The organism is Xenorhabdus ehlersii (assembly GCF_003610465.1).
Classification (GTDB): Bacteria; Pseudomonadota; Gammaproteobacteria; order Enterobacterales; family Enterobacteriaceae; genus Xenorhabdus; species Xenorhabdus ehlersii.
The window spans coordinates 757,045-775,105 of sequence record NZ_RAQI01000001.1; the positions used below are offsets into that span (position 1 = coordinate 757,045).

Annotated in this window: 15 protein-coding genes and 6 pseudogenes; 17 read left to right on the plus strand and 4 right to left on the minus strand. The window is 45.0% G+C overall.

Features of this window, described 5'->3' with window-relative positions:
- Positions 1–127: 127 nt before the first annotated feature.
- Positions 128–825, plus strand: a protein-coding gene (locus BDE27_RS03610; protein WP_244208676.1) for an IS1 family transposase whose coding sequence is annotated in 2 segments (ribosomal slippage) — positions 128–377 and positions 377–825 — 699 coding nt in all. Because the reading frame shifts where the segments join, the coding sequence is not laid out codon by codon here.
- Positions 826–1,618: 793 nt separating this feature from the next.
- Here BDE27_RS03610 and BDE27_RS03620 read toward each other — a convergent pair.
- Positions 1,619–2,313: pseudogene (locus BDE27_RS03620) on the minus strand (IS1 family transposase).
- Positions 2,314–3,205: 892 nt separating this feature from the next.
- On the opposite strand from BDE27_RS03620, the pseudogene BDE27_RS03625 reads away from it, so the two are divergent.
- From BDE27_RS03625 to BDE27_RS03655, 6 genes and pseudogenes are all read left to right on the plus strand, one after another.
- Positions 3,206–3,811: pseudogene (locus tag BDE27_RS03625) on the plus strand (integrase domain-containing protein); the annotation flags it as partial.
- A 136-nt stretch (positions 3,812–3,947) separates the two neighbouring features.
- Positions 3,948–4,988, plus strand: a pseudogene (locus BDE27_RS03630) (DNA topoisomerase); the annotation flags it as partial.
- A gap of 322 nt (positions 4,989–5,310) precedes the next feature.
- Positions 5,311–5,775, plus strand: coding sequence for an STY4534 family ICE replication protein (locus tag BDE27_RS03635; protein WP_099133951.1), 465 nt, complete (start codon positions 5,311–5,313; stop codon positions 5,773–5,775).
- Entirely contained in the window at positions 5,756–6,061 is a 306-nt protein-coding gene (locus BDE27_RS03640; protein WP_420882906.1) for a hypothetical protein, read from the plus strand. The genes BDE27_RS03635 and BDE27_RS03640 overlap by 20 nt, the downstream gene beginning before the upstream one ends.
- Positions 6,062–6,077: 16 nt before the next feature.
- Entirely contained in the window at positions 6,078–6,593 is a 516-nt protein-coding gene (ssb, locus tag BDE27_RS03645) for a single-stranded DNA-binding protein (RefSeq protein WP_099133950.1), read from the plus strand.
- 521 nt (positions 6,594–7,114) lie between these two features.
- Positions 7,115–8,542 (plus strand): restriction endonuclease, encoded by a 1,428-nt coding sequence (locus BDE27_RS03655; RefSeq protein ID WP_099133948.1) that lies wholly within the window; start codon positions 7,115–7,117, stop codon positions 8,540–8,542.
- 44 nt (positions 8,543–8,586) lie between these two features.
- On the opposite strand, the gene BDE27_RS03660 is transcribed toward BDE27_RS03655, so the two are convergent.
- On the minus strand, positions 8,587–9,477 hold the full coding sequence (locus BDE27_RS03660; RefSeq protein WP_099133947.1) for an AvaI/BsoBI family type II restriction endonuclease: 891 nt from the start codon (positions 9,475–9,477) through the stop codon (positions 8,587–8,589).
- 621 nt (positions 9,478–10,098) lie between these two features.
- Between BDE27_RS03660 and BDE27_RS03665 the strand changes: the two are divergent.
- The 6 genes and pseudogenes from BDE27_RS03665 (at position 10,099) to BDE27_RS03690 (ending at position 15,114) form a co-directional block, all read left to right on the plus strand.
- Positions 10,099–10,380: pseudogene (locus BDE27_RS03665) on the plus strand (helix-turn-helix domain-containing protein).
- Positions 10,381–10,531: 151 nt separating this feature from the next.
- Positions 10,532–11,074, plus strand: a complete 543-nt coding sequence (gene pilL2, locus BDE27_RS03670) for a PFGI-1 class ICE element type IV pilus protein PilL2 (RefSeq protein ID WP_099133946.1) — start codon at positions 10,532–10,534, stop codon at positions 11,072–11,074.
- Positions 11,074–11,772: a TIGR03759 family integrating conjugative element protein gene (locus tag BDE27_RS03675; RefSeq protein WP_099133945.1), complete on the plus strand. Its 699-nt coding sequence runs from the start codon at positions 11,074–11,076 to the stop codon at positions 11,770–11,772. Before pilL2 ends, BDE27_RS03675 begins: the two co-directional genes overlap by 1 nt.
- Positions 11,748–12,287 carry an integrating conjugative element protein gene (locus BDE27_RS03680; RefSeq protein ID WP_099133944.1) on the plus strand — a complete coding sequence of 180 codons (540 nt, stop codon included), beginning with the start codon at positions 11,748–11,750 and terminating at the stop codon, positions 12,285–12,287. The genes BDE27_RS03675 and BDE27_RS03680 overlap by 25 nt, the downstream gene beginning before the upstream one ends.
- Complete coding sequence (gene traD / locus BDE27_RS03685) at positions 12,284–14,347, plus strand: type IV conjugative transfer system coupling protein TraD (RefSeq protein ID WP_099133943.1); 2,064 nt, start codon at positions 12,284–12,286, stop codon at positions 14,345–14,347. The genes BDE27_RS03680 and traD overlap by 4 nt, the downstream gene beginning before the upstream one ends.
- An 8-nt stretch (positions 14,348–14,355) precedes the next feature.
- Positions 14,356–15,114, plus strand: a complete 759-nt coding sequence (locus BDE27_RS03690) for a TIGR03747 family integrating conjugative element membrane protein (protein WP_099133942.1) — start codon at positions 14,356–14,358, stop codon at positions 15,112–15,114.
- A gap of 179 nt (positions 15,115–15,293) precedes the next feature.
- Here BDE27_RS03690 and BDE27_RS03695 read toward each other — a convergent pair whose 3' ends face one another.
- Positions 15,294–15,635 carry an FxLYD domain-containing protein gene (locus BDE27_RS03695; RefSeq protein WP_099133941.1) on the minus strand — a complete coding sequence of 114 codons (342 nt, stop codon included), beginning with the start codon at positions 15,633–15,635 and terminating at the stop codon, positions 15,294–15,296.
- 332 nt (positions 15,636–15,967) lie between these two features.
- Positions 15,968–16,660 carry a DUF5710 domain-containing protein gene (locus tag BDE27_RS03700; RefSeq protein ID WP_099133940.1) on the minus strand — a complete coding sequence of 231 codons (693 nt, stop codon included), beginning with the start codon at positions 16,658–16,660 and terminating at the stop codon, positions 15,968–15,970.
- Between the two features lie 146 nt (positions 16,661–16,806).
- Here BDE27_RS03700 and BDE27_RS03705 point away from each other — a divergent pair, with 146 nt between their 5' ends.
- From BDE27_RS03705 to BDE27_RS20270, 4 genes and pseudogenes are all read left to right on the plus strand, one after another.
- Positions 16,807–17,136, plus strand: a complete 330-nt coding sequence (locus BDE27_RS03705; RefSeq protein ID WP_099133939.1) for an integrative conjugative element protein, RAQPRD family — start codon at positions 16,807–16,809, stop codon at positions 17,134–17,136.
- Positions 17,133–17,369, plus strand: coding sequence for a TIGR03758 family integrating conjugative element protein (locus BDE27_RS03710; protein ID WP_099133938.1), 237 nt, complete (start codon positions 17,133–17,135; stop codon positions 17,367–17,369). The genes BDE27_RS03705 and BDE27_RS03710 overlap by 4 nt, the downstream gene beginning before the upstream one ends.
- 79 nt (positions 17,370–17,448) lie before the next feature.
- Positions 17,449–17,685 (plus strand): annotated as a pseudogene (locus tag BDE27_RS20265) (TIGR03745 family integrating conjugative element membrane protein); the annotation flags it as partial.
- Between the two features lie 6 nt (positions 17,686–17,691).
- A pseudogene (locus BDE27_RS20270) lies at positions 17,692–17,991 on the plus strand (integrase domain-containing protein); the annotation flags it as partial.
- Positions 17,992–18,061: the final 70 nt, after the last annotated feature.

Genomic DNA, 18,061 nt, shown 5'->3' on the forward strand with positions numbered 1-18,061 from the left:
CATTAAGGGACACAGCCTAGGGCCTGTATCACCAGCACCAGAAACTAAATCAAATTCTTGAATTGTTAATTGGTTGTGATATCAATTTATTGATCATGTATAATCTTTCTATTTGGAGAACATTCAAATGGCAAAGATTGATGTAACCTGCCCCGCTTGTCGTGCGTTTAAAGGGATCCATCGCAATGGGCGCTCACGTTCTGGTCATCAGCGTTATCTTTGCCAATCCTGCCGTCATTCCTGGCAACTTGAGTTCACTTATGCCGCATGTCGCCCCGGAACCCATAAGCAAATCGTCGATATGGCCATGAATGGCCTGGGATGTCGGGCGACAGCGCGGGTGATGGGGATTGGCCTAAATACCGTGCTTCGCCACTTAAAAAGCTCAAACCCAAATCGGTAACAGAAGCCATTGCACCCGGCACCGAAGTGATTATCTGCTGTGAAATGGATGAACAATGGTCGTACGTGAAGTCAAAGAAACAGTCGCGCTGGCTCTTTTACGCCTACGACAGGACAAGACGAAAAGTGATCGCACATGTTTTTGGTTCAAGGACAAAGAAAACATTAATGCGCCTGATGGCCTTGCTGGCACCTTTCAATATCGTTATTTATATGACAGATGGCTGGAAAAGTTATGAAAAAGCATTGGCAGGGAAACTGCATGTGGTCAGTAAGCGTTATACCCAACGTATAGAGAGGCATAATCTGAACCTTCGTCAGCATTTGGCAAGACTGACGCGAAAAACATTATCTTTTTCAAAATCCATAGAAATGCATGACAGAGTTATAGGATATTATCTGAACATTCATCACTATCAATAAATTGTAGTCATAACCTGTTAATTCACGCATAATAAATGTCTCTTATTTAGTTTAGTTGAAAATTTTCATAATTAAATATAAAATGACGCTATAAAAAATAAAAAAGAATAGCTTTAATGAAAAGTCATATTTAATAATTACTGATAAATATGAATATATAAAATAAAGAATTATAATTCCTGAAATTAAAATTAAAAATGTGAGAAATTTAAATGAATATACTGTTTTTTCATTTAGAAAATCATAATTTCCATATTCATATTTTAAAAAGTGAGATTCATTAATCACTTTAACAATCATGCTAATGAAACAAACCAACAACATTATCGCAATAATGTAGTCTATATATTCAAAAGCAGGATCGCCAATATCAAATATAGCCATAGAGAAAATATATATAAGAAAAAAATTTAAAAAGACAATTTCTTTCCTAAAAATATCTAAACCCTTTGATTTAGAAAGGTTATTCACTTTGGCAAAGATTGATTTTTTACAATTAGATTTTTTCATTAAATTTATAACAATCTATTTAACAAATAACTTGCATCCACATCTATTTGGAAACAATATATTTAAAGCCGTAACAAGTCAATACAATTTACATATTAAAATTGTTAATTTATTAAAGTAATATTGTAGGGGTTAAATATCCACCAATCAATAAATCTCACTTATATTAATTGTTCCAAAAATTGGTCAGACTTCTAACTTTATTGATAATGATGAATGTTTAGACAATATACTATGGGGAACCTCTAAAAACTGGTCATGTATTAAATGGTTAGATTGAATATTAAAAATAGTACTCACGCTCAATAAAAGTCCCTATCACCTTATCGTGCATTTCTTCGGATTTTGAATAACTGAGAGTTTTTCTATTCAGTCTTTTTACTCGAATACGCTGCGTTAAATTCGTTCTCTCTATACGCTGAGTAAACATCTTTCCAGTCAGGCACTCTTCCTCGGGAAGGTTGTTATAAACAACATAATCATCCGGGCAGTAAAACCGAATATTAAAGGGCGATAAGAGGGCAAGCAGCTTGTCTAACGTTTTTCTACTGCGATCGCCAAAAACAGGGGCCACTACTCATTTCAGGCGGGGTTCCCAAGCATACCAAAGCCAGCGTTGATTTTTCTTGTTCCTCACAAACGACCATTGCTCATCTATTTCACAGATAAGCTGAAAGTTATTTCCATCAAGGGGCAGTGTCGTTACGTTTCGGGGCGTGAGGTTTTTAACGTTTTCATGACGGTAGCCGTTGCGACTTTCAGGACTCGAGCGGTGTCACGAATTCCCCCGTTATTCATCGCCATGTCGATAATCTGCTCTTTAACGCCGGGTTTGCAGGCTTGATAGGTGTATTCCAACTGAAAAGCCTTACAGCAGGTATAGCAGCGATAACGAGGATGACCGCCATTCCCTTTTCCATGTCCTTTTACCTGTTCGGATTTATGACAATAATGGCAATAGACGTCAACTTTGGCCATGCTTCCTCCTTAAAAAGCAGGAAGCCTATCACAACAACTAACCATTTAATATATGACCCCCTTTAATTGTAAACAGCACCATCTTTCTTCTTCCGGAAGAATATACATGAGCCACAGTTCAAAAAAATTGTTCTTCTCTGAGGAAGTTATTACTATCTCTCTTTATTATTACCAACACCTTTAAGTGGCGAGTTAAAACTCCCGTAGCCTGAAAGGGAGTGCAGACAATGCGGTACATCTGCGCACTTTTGGAAGCAGATATTGTCAGACACCTAAACCCTCGTCTGGCGATGAAAGTTTCCCGCTCTCACAGTGAAACCGGCTGACCACACAATAGAACAGAACATTCCTGTCTTACGCTGATCGATACCGTTTTCATCGGTACAGCATTCATCCACATTGTGCATTTATCACAATAAACGTCCCGAAAACGGCGCGGCGTCACTTGCGTTAAAGCGCAGCGATGACCAAGTGACGCCGCCAGGCGTCCAACGTCCAGAGCACGTAGAGCCTGACTTTACGGCCGATTTGAACCCCGCATTACTCAGTGAAACCACTCATAACAGACCACTAACCGCCATTTTGTTTGATTGATAAACGATCGTCTTATCGGATTTTCAACCCATTGCCTGATTGCAGGCTGATGCAGTAAAAATGAAGGAGAAATTCATCACGTCAAGATAATGAGGCGTTCATCCTGAGTGAATCAGGCACTGAACGGGGAGTATGCCACCGCCGTGCTGAGCACGTAGCGAACTCCTGCAAAAACTTAACATAACCCTCGCTCTGCTACACATTGTCTGGCGCACCACGGAACGGTGAACCTGAACCGACATGCAGGGATTTGTTTAAAAATGAATAAAAACACGGCAAATTAGCAGGAGAGGCGGGAATGGCGCAGAAATCAGCACGTTCGAAAATTGAGCGGTTCAGAAAAGAATTTATTACCCACGCCCGGAAAGCGGGCGGGAGTTTTGCCACGGTGGCCGATCGTGAGCGGATTGCCCGACAGTTTCTTGGCTTTCTGAAAGACAATGGCATCAGGCTCCGGCAGATGGACAGCCTGAAAACCCGACACATTGAGCGCTATATTGCTGAACGTAAAGCCAGCCATATCAGCCACCGAACCCTGCAAAATGAGATGTCGGCACTGCGCATGATTTTGGCGCGGGCCGGAAAACACAAGTTAGCATCCACCGACAATGCGCGGCTGAACAACCGGGCGCTGGGAATTGCAAACACCCGCCGTAAGGGAACAAAAGCTGCGCTGACACCGGCCGCATTCAGAGAAATTTTTCAGCAGGTCGAACAAAAAGATCGGCGCGTGGCGGCGGTGATGCAACTGGCCTGGGTGCTGGGACTGCGTACCAAAGAAGCGGTAGAAGCCTATAAGTCCTTAGCCACCTGGAAAAAAGCGCTGGAAAACGGGCAGACGTCTGTGCGGGTGGTGTTTGGCACCAAAGGCGGGCAATCGTGGGAGCTGATGCTCCATGAACGTTATAACAATGAAATTCGTAAATAGTCCGTATTGAAGTTGTGTCATTCTGCATCCTGTTCAACGTCACAGGGTGCAGCCCTGACATTATTTTTGCCGACTCAATTTAAAAGCCAAGGCCGGAGATCAAGGATCATGATACCCCCGCACGGATTGTGGGTATCTGCCTGTGTCCATGCAGGCGGATATTCCGGTGGTATTAACGGCACTGACGCGAACCGACCCGGCCATGACTGACATTATCAGTCAACTGGACGAACAACTTGTTTCCCGCGTCTGGAATGACAAAAAAATCACGGCTCACCATGCCATTATCCCCACACGTCACGCTTTTGACCTCACCCGGTTAACAACCGATGAGTTACAGGTTTATCAGCTTATTCGTCAGCATTATCTGGCCCAGTTTCTGCCCGTGCAGGAAACGGATATGACGGAAGTGACGCTGGATATCGGCGGGCAACGCTTCCGGGCGAAAGGGCGGGTGAATGTGGTAACAGGCTGGAAAACGTTGTTGACCGATGAAGCCGGAGAGCAGACAGAACAGGAGACAGATTTGCCCTTACCGGTGCTGCATCAGGGCGATTGTTGCCAGATTGTTGAAGCTAACATCCGGTCACTGCAGACCAAACCGCCGGCTCCGTTTACCGAAGGCACGTTGATTGCTGCGATGAAAAATGCGGCCAGTCTGGTCAGTGATCCGCAATTAAAGCAGGTCTTGCGTGAGAATGCCGGACTGGGCACGGAGGCGACCCGTGCCGGCATTCTGGACACCTTGTTTAAACGCCGGCTGATTGAGCGGAAAAAGAAAGCGATTCAGTCAACACCACTGGCACGCGAACTGATTGCCGGGTTGCCGGAGGTTCTGACCAGTCCGGGCATGACCGCGTTATGGGAGCAGTCGCTGGAGGATATTGCGCAGGGTAAAACGTCGCTGGCGGTGTTTATGCAGAAACAGGCGCAATGGCTATTGCATTTAGTCGAACGCGGCAAAGCCCAACCGTTACACCTGACGTTACCGAAAACCCCGGACTGCCCGAACTGTGGCAGCCGGATGCGGCAGCGGCAGGGAAAAACCTCGCCGTTCTGGGGCTGTGTGAACTACCCGGGTTGTAAAGGGATGCTGAATGACAAAGCGGTCACCCAATCGCGTAAGGTCAGGCGGGCAAATCAAAAAGTCTGATGATCTGGTTGTTGATTGACGTGCTGACGGGATGCTTTAAGAATCACCCTGTTTCTTAAATGATCGGTGAGCCTGCAACGATCGCCTTTGGGTGGCTGTAAAACTCCCGTAGCCTGAAAGGGAGTGCCTCAACGCGGTACATCTGCCCTCCTTTGGAAGCAGATATTGCCAGTCCAACGGCAATGAAGGTTCATTATTCTTTATCATAACGTCAGCATCAGCAACGTCTATACCTGACGCCCGGCGGGAAAAACTATTCCCGTCAGGGAGTAGGGTTTTCTCCGTCACATTGTATTTTTACTTCCGTCATGGAGAACATCGTATGTCTGAGAACACCACAACCTTAACCAAAAACGACTATTTCAACCTGAATATTAAAGGACTGGGTTATCTGAATAATATCCGCCATGTCAGCACGGCCAGCGGTACGTTTCTGAGTTGCGTGATCAATGCATTAAATGGCCCGGGTGATAATCCGGTCTATGTGCGTTTTGATATCACCGTGGTGAGTAAGGAAGCGACCAGTCTGATCGGTCGTTGCCAGAAATCGGTGGATGAGGATAAAAAAGTACTATTGGGCTTTACCTTAAGTAACCCGTCTACTGATATTTTCACCCTGAAACGCGGCGATCATGCCGGTGAACAGCGCGTCAGCCTGAAAGCCCGTCTGATTAAAGTTGACTGGATCAAAATTGGTCAGGACAAAGTCTATCAGGCTGAACAGTCTGATTCGGCTCCTCCCCAGAACGGAGTTGCGCAAACTGAATATGCAGAAAATTCATTCTGATATTCCTTTTACTCCACCGACTTGCCCTGATGTTTCAGGGCAGTCTTTTAATTATCAAAGACAACAGGAAACAGAGATGAATATTGCCCCGATTGGTGTTCTGGCCCTGCAATATTGCCATAAGCAGTTACCGTTAACCGTGTTGCGAAGCCGTGCCGGATTTTATATCGGCACACTGGATGAGGGTGAACCCTGCTCCCGTGAATCCGTGGAATATTTTGCCTACCGTGAACAGGCGGAATTTGCTCTGAAACAAGGGTGCTGGACGCAACGTCAGTCAGTATAACTAAGAGGAAATGGATATGTCTTCGCGCGGTGTGAACAAAGTTATTTTATTGGGTCATCTGGGGCAAGCTCCGGAAATCCGTTACTTGCCAACGGGTGGTACGGTCGCAACGCTGTCACTGGCGACGTCAGACAGTTGGCTGGATAAACAAACCGGCGAAACCCGGGAAAAAACCGAATGGCACCGGGTAGTGATCTTCGGCAAATTAGCCGAAATTGCGGCGGAGTATCTGCAAAAAGGTGCTCAGGTGTACATTGAAGGCCAGTTGCAAACACGCAAGTGGCAGGATAATCAGGGACAGGATCGCTATTCCACCGAAGTGGTGGTCAATGTGAATGGCACGATGCAGATGTTGGGCAGTCGTAGTGATGTAAAGAATGCAACGGCACAGCAGGCTGGGCATAAGTCAGCACAAAAGGGACAACCCTCCCATCCGGTGAAAGAGATAAAAAATACTCAACTGGTACAGACAGCTGTTTTACCGGACGGTGATAACGAAGAATTGGGTTGGTTGGATGAAATCCCATTTTGACATTGTCTAACATATGGCCCTGTTATTACAGGGCTGATTAAGTAGCATCTTGGTATGATTTTCATTCCATGGACTTAACAAATAAATGATACAAAAGCTACATTCCCCACAGATTTTTTCAATCTTATCCATCCATTTTGTTAATATAGAATCATAACGTCTAAGTGATGCCTATAATTAAGGATAATTACTCAAATTTTATGCAATAGCATCGAATGAGTTTACTTCTTCGTTATTTCTTGTAAGTAGGAGCTAAGGCGAAATAGTACTAGCTCTTGATAATATGTAGGTGGGAGTTTCTCGCCAAGTACCCAACTCTGAAGTGTTCTACTAGGGACACCATAAAGTATCTGACACATCTCTGATTGTGTCATTGCAAGAGATTTTTGATATTTCTTTAGTTCTAAAGAGAACTCTTTCTTTTTTATCATTGTACTTATTCTAAATAAACATTGACGAGTGCGCACTGAGTGCGTATTATGCCCAGGAATTAATGATACCGAAATTAGACCTAATATACTATGCCAACTGAAACGTACTCAAAGCAATATATCGAAGCAAGTCAGCTTATTGATAATTTAGTTGAAAAATATAGCAGAAAACTCATAGTTAACTCTGACTTAGATAGAAAGTTAGTTAGTTTTCAGGCAAATAAAATCGAACCAATTTTTAGATGGTTTCACTATAGAGAGGGATTCTCAAAGCAGTTAATTGAGTATATTTTGGATAAGCTTGATGCGAAACCAGGGCAAAGTTTACTTGATCCTTTTGCTGGGACTGGTGCAGCTCCATTTGTTGCTGAAAAATACAAAGGTATGCATGGTATCGCTATTGAATTAATGCCTGTTGGAGCTTTTTTTATAAACTGTCGTAATGTATTTGCTAATATTTCGTCTGAACGATTAATTGAATATGCAAAAAAAGCTCTTGAAAGCAGAGATAAATGGCTTTCTGTGGTACCCAAATGGAAATTTAGCCATTTAAAAATAACTAAAGACGCATTTTCGCCTGAGTCGGAGTTGGAACTATGTAAATACAAAACTTGGCTTGATACACAGGAAGATGAGTCATTTAGATTATTTTTAGATTTTGTTTCATTTTCCATTTTAGAAAAATTTAGCTTTACTAGAAAAGATGGACAGTATTTAAGATGGGACTATCGCTCACCTCGCTTTTATGGTAAAGATAAAAAGACATCTTTTGACAAAGGCCCGATCTATACTTTTTTTGAGGCTTTAAGTGATAAACTTGATCACATAATTAATGATCTTGAACATTCGAAAGATCTATTTGAAGATAAAATAAACGCAGAGAAAAAGCAGATTGATATTATTCAAGGATCTGTACTTGAAAAAATAGATGAATTAGAAGATGAAAGCTTAGATTTTGTGATTACTTCCCCGCCATATTGTAATCGCTATGATTATACTAGAACTTATGCTTTAGAGCTGGCATATCTTGGTGTAGATGAAGATATTATTCGGGAGCTTCGTCAGACCTTACTTACTTGCACGGTGGAAAATAAACCAAAGTCATTTGAGTGGATCGAATCTGAATTAAAAAATAAAATTGATACTACTTTCAGAAGTCAGACGTGTTTATCAAAGATAGTATCTTTTTTAGATAGTGAAGCAAAAAAAGGAACTTTAAATAATAAAGGCATAAAGACAATGGTCGAAGGATATTTCTATGATTCAACCGTTCATCTCGCTCAGGTTTCTAGAAAAATGAAAATTGGGGCAAAGTATGTAATGGTTAATGATAATGTTCAGTATAATGGATTAGAAGTACCTGTGGACTTACTATTGTGTGAAATTGCTTCAGAATTTGGGCTTAAAACGAAGACGATTTGGGTTTTGCCTAAGGGTAAGGGAAATAGCTCGCAACAAATGAAAAAGCATGGACGAAGCGAGCTGAGAAAGTGTGTGTACGTTTGGGAGAAGCAATAAAGAATAACTTATTAGCTATTATTATGGCTGGCCAGTTTATATCTTCATGATATTATGATGTCTATCACTTCATCAAACTGGTCAGGATAGTTTATGTTTGCGGCACCTTTTAGCCAGCCAGATTCTAGTAGTGAGAATATTTCTTTTGACATGGCAGTTTCAATGGCTGAACCTAAGAATACTAAGTTAGGTGCCCTAATTTCTTTTTTTCCAAATGAAGAAATTATACGCTCTAATGCTGTCTTAGCTGTTTTCCAATGTTCATCAGCACCTGCAGGATCTATTCCTCCTTTCAACTCCCCACAGCAAAGGTAGTCTTCCGGATTTTCAAGATCTCTAGTAATAGCCGAATGACCTTTTAATACTATGATGTCAACAGATTTATCTATAAATTTTGGTTTCTTATCAAAAATTATACACCGTTTTTCATCACTATGGCTTGTCCATTGAACCGCAACAATTTTATTTGATTTATTATATTCTGGTTTTGGTGATAGCCTCCGATTCTCTAATTCAGCTATAATAGAATTTGTAAGCTTCTCTTGTGCTAATTGTCCGATAACATTCCTCATTGTCCCTCCTAGCGAATCACCAGCAGTTAATAAGTAGCGTTGTTGAAGAGAGCTTACATATTCACCATCATTTAGCTTTGAGAAATCTATTAGTTTGTTAATTATTTCGTCTTGAATGTCTGTTGACAAGTGAGATAAGCTTTTTTTAGAAAGCATACAGGAAGCTATAACAAATTCGAGTAGAGTATCATCATCTCTAATGTCTTTGATTGTTTCTATATCATTGGCATTTTGGGCGAAATACTGAGCGGTTTTTATAATTGATTCTGTACGCCTAAGTTTTTCATTTGCTTGTGAGAAGAAACCCGTTTCAGTAGCTCCTTTATTAGTTACTAAATCAAAGGCTTGTGTGACTGTTTTCATAAGTTAATCCATTGTTAATATGAATAGATATTTTCCGCCCTTTACAACATGAGAGGGTATAATTTATAAAATTACATAACCTAATGTATTTTAATGATTTTTACAATGGGTCTTTTTGCAGATATAAAATTTATTTTTGCCTTATTGTTCTCTATTTAGTGAAAATCAAAAGTAGAAATCGCCTTCATCTATTGGGAAAACATGTAATCCTCTTCTAGAAAATATTCGACTTGTGCAAATATTAATCCCTGCTCACTATGAAGTTCGAATGTGAAAATATTCTTTGAAAATAACTTAGGAAAGAGCCTATTTTGATTATGGCAATACAGTGAGTGAGGCCAAACTAGCCGTTCAATTTATTTACTTATTAAACTTACACATTCGATTATTGAATTAGATAACTCAATCAGTTAAAGTAAAAAAGCTATCGGCAAAATCCGATAGTCGGGGATTTGCGACCTCGTTTGTTATCCACTGGTAGATAGTTTCTACCAGTGTGCCTGCTATCGCCCTTTCAATGGTGGTTCAGGCAGGGGAGACTCACGTCTCGCCGGCTGATAACTCCGGTATCGCAAACCCTGTCTGAACTACCACCAATAATCAACAGAAGGGGACGCAGGTATGATTAACACTCTACAAGACTGGCACCCAGCCGAAATTATTTGAGCATTACGCAAGTGTGGTACCACACTCGCCGCTTTATCCCGTGAGTCGGGGCTCAGTTCTTCCACCCTGGCAAATACTCTATCCCGCTCATGGCCCAAAGGGGAACTTATCATCGCGACCCGTTTGGGAATGGAACCCGCTGAAATCTGGCCCAGCCGTTATTTCGATGACTACGGAAATTTTATTGAACGAAAAATCCGTCAGTCGGTTGATGAAAATCAGGCAGCGGCTGAATAACGCGCGGATAAAAACCCTGAAATTGACACACAATAACGTTTTTTTCGGTATATTAATTTTCAGCAAACACAGTTGAGTTGTTCATTGAATACATTACCGGGTTCCTTGCATAGTCAGGATTATTTTACGACTGAGCAGGAACCTATTTGGCATGAAAATAACGGTGTTAATCGGCTTAATCGCGGTCATACTGACGGGATGTACGACTCCCGTGAAACAACCGCTCCCTCAGCCTTCCCAAAATAGCTTTTCTTCCGTGACGCTGACACGAAATATTCAATCAGTTTCACCGGATATTTATCAGCAAACACCCGAAGTCGTCCGTTATGGCCGCTATGTGCTGGTCAGTATCGACCTGACAGCAGCACAGCGTGATCCACTTTCTCAACTGATGGATATTCAGCTCCCCGCATCCCAGAATCCCACTGTTGCCGATGCGATGCGTTACGCACTGCGTCAATCCGGTTACGCACTCTGTGTGCCTGACAAGAGGAATGACATTTTATATCGCCAACCACTGCCGTCCGTGCACGCTCAGTTAGGCCCTGTCAGGTTACGCACTGCGTTGCAGGTGATTGCAGGTCCAGCCTGGCAACTGGAAGTGGATGAGGTGCAGCGTGTTGTTTGTCACCATTTGCGGCAGGGTTATCAACTTCCGACTCCGGTCAAACATACTCAATCGGAAGGGCATTGATGAAATTACACCAACTCAGTGTGTTGGTATGGTTGCTGAGCAGTCCGGTCTGGGCAGTAACACCGGCACCGTTAGCTTTGCAGCAGACACTCACGACAGAAAGCCAGCCGCAATCCCTGAATAATCAGGCTGAACAGTGGCAATTAAGTACCGGCGAATATCAGCGTTATCAGCACCTGATGAACGGGCCACGGGGTATTCAGTCGCCGGGGCTTGATCCGCTGACCGCATTAGGCATTGAAACCGAAAGAGAGGCCGAACGCCGCCGTTATGCTGAACAGTGGGTTAAGGCAGAGTTTGCCCGAACGGAAAAAGAACTGCGTTTCCAGCGGGAAGTGAATGCCGCCTGGCAGCGGTTGTTTCCGGATGTTTTGCCGATCAATATGGAAAAATCGCATGAAGTAAACGGTCGGTTGGCTCTGTTTGTCAGAACCAAAGATTGCCCACAATGTGACACCCGTTTGGCCGAAGTCTTGGCGGCAAAGCAACCGGTGGATATCTATCTGGTCGACAGTCAACGTAATGATGACATTTTACGGCAGTGGGCTAAAACGCATCATATTCCGGTTGAACAGGTCCGTAACCGACACATCACGCTGAATCATGATGCAGGATACTGGTTCCGGTTTGGCAAAGGACTGATGCCGGTATTATTGCGACAGGGGGAACAAGGATGGCAGGTCACGTCATTACAATGAAACGGCTGAGCGTATTTCCCATTATCGGTCTGTTATGGATGACTACCGGCCATGCTGAACTGAACGTGATTGCCGATTTAGGCGGCAAAGATGCCTCGCCCTTTTATGAAAGCATTAATGCCCAGCCGAATTATCGTTCTGCACAGCCCCACCATTTCTCGCCAGAATTGGCGGATGAAGCGGCCATGTTGCCGGTTAACACACCGGAACTGACACTGGGAAAAGTGATCAACCGCTCACTGCAATTGCCGGGGATTGGAGCGTTATTTCTGATTGGCGATGATCCTGACTCTCGTCAGTGGCTAAGTCAGCATGCAGCCCGCCTTGCACAATTGCACGCGGTGGGACTGGTCGTTAATGTCAGTACAATGACTGGATTACAGTCACTGCGCGCCTTAGCACCGGATATCCTGTTATCACCGGCTTCCGGCACAGAGCTGGCGCGTCGTTTGCAGTTACAGCATTATCCGGTGTTGATCACTGAAAATGCACTTACGCAGCAGCCCTCATTATGAGCCGTCGTTATGTGGTTGAAGCCCTGCTGCGTCCGGCTGTCGAGCTGAATACCGCTGTGGTTTCAGCGGTTGCCGCATTTATCTGCATTCGGGCACCTTGGGCGATTGCACTGGCACCTTCAGTCAGCTATGTGATGGCCGGTGGTTTTACTGTATTAGCGATAATACGCACCTGGCAGGGCATTCAGGTTATCCGTTATCGCCGAAATCTGAGCCGTTTACCGCGTTACCAGATGAGCACAAAACACATTCCCGTCAGTCATCAGCGCTTGTTTCTGGGCCGGGGTTTTCGCTGGCAGCAGAAGCATACCCAGCGTTTGCAGGATACGCGGCGACCGGAAGTAGAACGATTTGTGCAACCCTCTCAGGTTTATCAGCTTGCCCGTTTACTGGAGCATCGAACCGAATACCGTTGGTCGGCATTGTCAAATCTGTTGCGTAAAGATTCCCCGTTAAATCCGGTGCGACCATTGCCGCCGGTTGGGGGCAATCCGATGATCCACGGCATTGAACCACAGGAAGCGGAAGTGTATATGGATCTGCGCGAGCGGGTCGGGCATACCTTAGTGATGGGCACGACGCGGGTGGGGAAAACCCGGCTGGCTGAACTGCTGATAACCCAGGATATCCGGCGCGGTGAAGTGGTGATTGTCTTTGATCCCAAAGGGGATGCTGACCTGTTAAGGCGCATCTGGGCAGAAGCCCACCGGGCAGGCCGTGGAAATGAACTTTACCTCTTTCATCTGGGTTGGCCGGAAATCTCGGCACGTTATAATACGGTCGGGCGGTTTGGCCGGGTCTCCGAAGTCGCTTCCCGTCTGGCGGGGCAATTGAGTGGCGAAGGCAATAGTGCGGCGTTCCGGGAATTTGCCTGGCGGTTCGTCAATATTGTCGCCCGCGCGTTGGTGGCACTGGGGCACCGGCCGGATTACACGCTTATCACGCGTTACGTCAATAATATCAGCGAACTGTATCAACTCTATGCCACCAAAGTGATGGCAGACAGGCAGCCTGCGTTGCTGGAACAAATCAATCAAACCTTCGGAAAGCTGAAAGAGAAAGATATTCCGCGCAATATGCAGGGGCAGCCGGATGCGCTCCGGCTGTGGGCAATGGAAATGACGCTCAGTTCTGAGGCCGGTAAACAGCTCTATGACCCCATTCTGGATGGGTTACGTTCAGCCGTGCGTTATGACCGTACTTATTTTGATAAAATTGTCGCCTCGCTACTGCCTCTGCTGGAAAAGCTGACCACGGGAAAAATCGCAGAACTGTTATCACCGGATTATCTCAATATGGCGGACTTGCGCCCCATTTTCGACTGGGAGCAGGTGATCCGCAAGAACGGGATTGTCTATATCGGGCTGGATGCATTGTCTGACAGTGATGTGGCTTCGGCAGTGGGCAACAGCATGTTTGCGGATTTGGTCAGTGTGGCCGGGCAGATTTATAAATATGGCATGAATGCAGGGTTGCCGGTGCGCCAGGACGGCAAGCTCGCAATTAACCTGCATTGTGACGAATTCAATGAACTGATGGGGGATGAGTTTATCCCGCTGATTAATAAAGGCGGGGGCGCCGGTATGCAGGTCACGGCCTATACCCAGACCTCCTCGGATATTGAAGCCCGTATCGGCAGCCCGGCCAAAACCGCGCAGGTGATTGGTAACTTTAATACCCTGATTATGCTGCGGGTACGGGATAACCGGACGGCAGAACTGCTCACCAGCCAGTTGCCCGAAGTGGAAATCTACAGCAAGACACTGGTCTCAGGGCACTCAGATATCGCCGATGTTGAACAGGGACAGGATTTTACCTCATCCACGCAGGATAGGGTCGGCACAGTCAAAACGCCGCTGGTGACGCCGGCTGAGATGATTAATCTGCCGAAAGGGCGGGCATTCGCCTTATTGGAGGGCGGACAGTTGTGGAAAATTCGCATACCTCTGCCCACCGGCGATGACGATGATGCCCTGATGCCGGCGAGTTTGCAGAACATCGCTGAGCATATGCGGCGGCACTACCGCACCAGTGAAAACTGGTGGGAAGAAAAAGGGTAGTTTCCGAAATGGCACAGTCAGAAAATCCATCCCGCACCGTCTCCCAACCGCCCCGCAAGCATGGTCTGTTGTATCGCCTGTTATGGGAATGGCCGTGGCAACTGATTGGCTTTATTGTCATGTCTTGGCTATTCAGTCTGTTACTGGAATATATCGGGATGACTTTTCTCTGGTCGGACGAGGGCGCGGCTCACAGTCAGACCATGATGAAAACCGAGCTGCAATTTTTATCCACGGAGTTTACCCGGAGTCTGTTGTTGTCAGAACCTTCACAAACGGTCTCTGATTGGCTGGCACAGACCTATCAATGGCTGTTTGTTGACAGTGGTTTTATGCACTGGATACAGGGGCAATCACACTCTCAGCTTAATAGCCGCAATGATTTTATGCGTGAATTCAATGCGGTATTACATAGCATATCGGGTTATTTGCGGGAATATGCGCTGGCGACGGTGTTTATCACGATGGTGACATTGATCCGGCTGGTCACTCTGGTGTTGTCCGTTCCGCTGTTTGTGATGGTGATTTTGGTCGCACTGGTTGACGGGCTGGGACGGCGGGATTTACGCCGGTATGGCGCAGGCTATGAATCCAGTTTTGTTTATCATCATGCCAAACGGGGCATTAAACCGGCTTGCACCATTCCCTGTGTATTGTATTTATCGTGGCCGGATGTGGTGTATCCCACGGTGATATTATTGCCCGCGGCACTCTTGCTGGGGATGGCGGTGGTGATTACAACATCGATGTTTAAGAAATATCTTTAAGCGCTGCATGATGGAAGGCAAAACAGGTTTTTATTTTGCCTTCGGTTGTTAGTAGACAAGCCGCGTGAGCGGTGTGTCAGTGATAAGTATTAATACATTTATTTCATTTAAAATGCTATTTTTCAGTTTTGAATTATTATGAATATGTAATAAATAACCAAATCCATACATATTCAATTTTATTGAGTATAAATGTTTATTGCTCCGAGTTTAACAGAGTCAAATTTTATAGAAGGCTCTATTGCTGAATCTATTTTCCATCTTCCCTTCGGACTAAAATTTGTTACATAAGAGATAGAGATACCAGATAAGACGTCTCCGAGATAAAGTTTGAAATGGACAAATACGTAATCTAGTTTTTGATCTGTATTATTTTGTACGTCAGCTAATATATATTTAACTCCATCTTGTCCTGTGACGATACGAATATTTGTAACTGATATCATATCATTGCTATTGGCAACTAATGATAAATTTGCCTTGACGTGCATTTCTAAGAGATCTGTCATATGATTTTTCATATTATTATCCTCGATATGTTTGCTATGTTAAGGTCATTGTAAATATCTCATATCTTTCCTCTGTTTAATATTTCATTTTATATTTATCATTTGTTATATGAACATATTTCATAATCTATACCCTTTATATTTCAAGTTGATATTACTGTTTGTATTTTTAATTTTTATCGAATTGATAGATGAGTTGGAATAATGGGACTTACAACGATATTGTCGGAAACTCAATGTTTAAGAAATATTTTTTGGGCGCTGAGTGATAGAGTACAAAGGTTTTTGTTTTGTACTCTATCATTCAGTAGACAAGCCGCTTGGCGGCGCGTCAGTTTTTCCGGTTAATGCTGATATTTTGAAGGCACATTTACGACCTGTGTCATGGATTCAAACCAGTCACAGGCCTGACAAGCCCGGTTGCTTCCCTTTGGATCGAAACAGTAATGTTCGTGCGAAGTATCTTCACAATACACTACGAATGGCTGATCGATTCGGTGCAGCTGAATAGTCGCGGCCTGTTCTTTGGAGGCCGGAAAAAACGCGCCACCGACTTCGGTAAACAGTTCGGTATCGTCCTGCTGTGCATGACAGTGTTCGCAGTGGTTTATCCAGTGCTGTCGGTGTAACTGTTGGCTGATGGCTTTGCGCAGGGTGTGGTGAAAACCGGGTAGCACATTACGCACGATAGACGGGATATCGACGATATAAAACACAAATGCCGGGCTGTCCTGTTCGGTGTAGTCCACTTCCGTGTCGGGTTCCTCATCTTTATCTGCTTCCAGTAATTGATGTCCGGCAGGTAACATAAAGGCAGTGACGGTGGTGGGTTCATGACAGTGCGGACAGGGTATCCGGGTTTGGGCGAGATACCAATATTCCGCATGCACATTGTAAAACGGCAGCCACTGCATAAACGGTTCCGGGTCAAAACTGCCATCGATATACCAGATTTGGGCGGTCGCATCCCAGTGTGCGCCCAGCTTTCTCACTGTCTCATACTCATCATCAGGGACGTGTAAATCAATCCGCAGCATATTGCTTCCTTCATGGCTCAGTGTTGGCTGAATAAATTAATCAGACTATTTATCTAATTTTCACCCAAGCATAAAGAGTTTATTGCTGACTGGTGGCAAAAAACTCCGCATCCTCGTATCCGGCGTCTATGATGAGGGGAGTTTTTATGCGTGGTGGCTTTTCGATATCCGGTGCGGCCTGTCTGCTGGGATTGACTGTATTGTGCATGCCGCTGGCTCAGGCGGCGGAGAAAGATGAGCTGGTTAGTGCCAAGCGTCTGATTGATCAGGTACTGATAGCACTGGAGCGCGCCAGCATCGCCGAAAAGCAATCTGACACGTCAATACAGCCTCGTTATGAGTTTGATTACTCCCGTATCAGGACGGATCTCAACACCATCAAAGCCGGTATCGATCACTACCTGATGCCTTCCCGCGATCAGCCCCGTGCTCCCGTCCTCCTCTCCGGCGATTACCGTCAGGAACATCCGCAATGACCTTGGCACAACGCCAGGCCTTTGAAGTGGCCTCAGGACACTTTGATGTCACTTTTTTATATCTGGTGTGTGTCGGCTTTTTCCTGGCCACGTTGTTTCTGTGGGCCGCCTGGGCGGCGGTGGAGGTCTGGAACGGCTGGGCGAATGAAAAAGTGCGTAATCAGACCCTCAGCCAGTTTGCTCTTCGAACCGCAGTATTGCTGGTCGTGGCTGTCTGGATGTTTGCCAGTTGAATCAATGAACATAACAAAAAGGAACTGAATCACTATGAAACGAATTTTTACGGCCTGCCGTCAGTTCAGCACAAATCTGATGACCCGGGTCAGCACTTTTCTGTTGCTGCTGGGGCTTTCCTGTGAGTCTGCCTGGGCCGATTTGCCCTCGATTGAACCGCCCACAAGTGGGGGTCGTGGCGGATTAATGGGGCAGGTGAAAGGGTATGCACAGGATGGCATTGTGATTGGCGGGTTGATCCTCTCCGCAGTCGCATTCTTTAAAGTGGCCTCGGCTGCGGTGGAAACCTTCTCCGAAGTGCGCGATGGAAAAGCCTTGTAACACGCGATTGCTTATGCTGAACGCGAGCAGGCCGGGCGCAGTGGTAAACTGATTGATAAGCCGACGATCACGCAGGCCATCGACCGTTACCGCTATATTGTCAGAAGCTCAGGATTGACGGGTAAGAATGCCCCGCACAGTATGCGTTACCATTTTGCTCAGCAATCCGGGGAGCATTATATAGTGCAAGGATTCAGCGAGCGGGAAGCGCTGGCACTGGTCTCAATGGATTTAGGGCATGGTGACGGGCGCGGACGTTATATTAAGCAGGTGTATTACCAGAATATTGAGGGCGAATAAGTTGTATGGAGCACACACGGTCGCTGCTTTAGTCATTGGAATATGAGCGAATCAACCTTGAGTCTTAGGC